At 59.5% G+C, this 1,959-nt stretch carries 1 pseudogene; it reads left to right on the top strand.

What is annotated here, in order from left to right:
• Window positions 1–1,535 precede the first annotated feature (1,535 nt).
• Window positions 1,536–1,959 (top strand): annotated as a pseudogene (locus DNJ95_RS19855) (hypothetical protein); the annotation flags it as partial.

Below are 1,959 nucleotides of genomic sequence, written 5' to 3' on the forward strand. Positions count from 1 at the left end.
GCTCCGGCACCCTGGCGCTGTATGCCCCCAACCTGCTCAACGAAAACGGCCTGATCTTCAGCGGCGAGGATATGGGGCTGTATGTGGATACCTTCGTTAATAGGTATGCGGATGTTTACAGCTTGGGTGGGATTGAACTGGCGAAGGATAGTCAAGAGCAGCGCGCCAATTTGTTCGAGAATATCTCAGGTACTGTGGAGAGTATGGGGGATATGCGGTTGTCAGTGAATGAACTGATCAATCGCAAGGATGTTTTCGAGTTTGACTATAAGTTGGTTTCTGGAAAAGTAACGATAATTTATGATGACTATTGTGATAATAAGCATTGTGAGGTTGATTATCGAGTCAATGAAGTATACGGGGTCGGCGTTACTCAAGACTCAGCAAGTAGTAGCTTGAGTAGTGGCGGTAGCCTGGATTTCGTTGGTAGTTCGTTTGATAACCGCTTTAGTAGTGTTTCATCTGGTGGCGATATCATTATTGTCGCTGACAATTTGTGGAATACAGGCGCTGCCGGGGGTAGTGAGAGAGAGTATCGATACTATATTTATACTAAATACGATAGTTATTATCATAGATTTATTTCGAACATGAGGAAGTATAATTCCTATAATGACCCGCAATCATCCAGTTACGACCCAGGGGTAATGCCTCTTTCTTCTTTTGCACTGGGTTCTCTTAGAAGTAGCAAAGTAGTCGAGACCTCTGGCTCTGTCGTCTCCAATGCCGTGATCCAAGCTGGGGGAAATGTCGATATCCAGGCCACCCAACACTTGGAAAATGGCTTGGTTCGGGTAGGTGAGGTAATTGATCGAGGTGCCAATCGTGCAGTTGAGACCAATATTACCGAGAGTGTTGCGAATACCCCGCGTATAACCTCCCAACTTCCCCCCGACCTCTCCCAGCAACAGGTCAACCCCCTGACCCTGCCCGGCTTTACCCTGCCCAGCGGCGAAAACGGCCTGTTCCGCCTCAGCGGCCAGTCCGGCACGACCGCACAGGCCCAGCAGGGCACCGCGCAGCAGGACTGGAGCCTGTCCATCGCCAGCATCGGCCAGGCGCAGCGCCAGCAGGCCAGCATCGTGGGCCAGGCCAGCGAGATACGCCTCGGCGAGCGCCAGGACGTGCTGGCCAGCAGCCTCGGCCTGAACGTCGCGGATCGCCAGCAGGGTAGCAGCGCCCAGGCCCGCAGCGTGACTGCCGCCGCCGGGCAGCTCGCCGCCCTCGACAGCCTGACCCCCCTGGCCCGGCAGCCCGATGGCACGCCCGCGGCCCAGGCCAGTACGTTGCAACTGGTCGGCGATGACCTGTCCGCCGGCGCCGCCGTGCAGCTCGAAGGCCCTGGGGATACCCGGCCCGCCAGGCAGGGCGATGGCGTACGGCTCGCCGAAGACACCCTGGGCAATGCTGGCGAGCTGGCGTTCGAGAACCTTCCCGGGGGCGATCAGCCCGTCCGGCAAACCCCATCGGTACGGCTGGACGATCCCGTGCTGGCGGTCGCCCCCGCGCTACCGACCGTCGATAACGTCCCGGCCCCCACGCACAAATACCTGGTCGAAACCAACCCGGCGCTCACCGAGCTCAAGCAGTTCATGAGCTCGGACTACCTGCTGGGCAACCTCGGCTACGACCCGGACCAGGCCCAGAAGCGCCTGGGCGACGGCCTCTACGAACAGCGCCTGGTGCGCGAAGCCATCGTCGCGCGCACCGGCCAGCGCTTCCTGGACGGGCTGAGCAGCGACGAGGCAATGTTCCGCTACCTGATGGACAACGCCATCGCCAGCAAGGACGCCCTCGGCCTGTCCCTCGGCGTGACCCTGTCCGCCGAGCAAGTGGCGGCGCTGACCCACGACATCGTCTGGCTGGAAGAGTACGAAGTGAACGGCGAGCGGGTGCTGGTGCCGGTGCTCTACCTGGCCCAGGCCGAAGGCCGCCTGGCGCCCAACGGCGCGCTGATCC

Source organism: Stutzerimonas kirkiae (genome assembly GCF_004327335.1).
GTDB lineage: Bacteria > Pseudomonadota > Gammaproteobacteria > Pseudomonadales > Pseudomonadaceae > Stutzerimonas > Stutzerimonas kirkiae.